We start from the raw sequence: 231 nt of genomic DNA, 5'->3' as shown, positions 1-231 counted from the left end.
CATTTGCAGGATACTGCTCCAGCTGCTGCACAATCGCAAAAGCAATTCATCTACTTGCGAGATACCACCTTCCTGGAGGGCGAAACAAAAACGATTGTGCTGCATGACACCGTCAACGGCAAACCGATCTTTGTCACGACCACAACGACGAAAACAAAGACAATAAGGCTAAAGGGACAATCAAAAATCGTCAGAGACACACTTTTTTTGCCCGCCAAGCTCATAAAAGCT

Annotated in this window: 1 protein-coding gene; it reads left to right on the top strand. The window is 45.9% G+C overall.

The features are described from left to right. The coding region (locus tag J4G38_RS27985) for a hypothetical protein (protein WP_226164085.1) at positions 1-231 on the top strand (231 nt) is incomplete at both ends.

The organism is Hymenobacter terricola (assembly GCF_017921975.2).
GTDB classification, from domain to species: domain Bacteria; phylum Bacteroidota; class Bacteroidia; order Cytophagales; family Hymenobacteraceae; genus Hymenobacter; species Hymenobacter terricola.
This window is presented reverse-complemented; position numbering and strand designations above follow the sequence as displayed.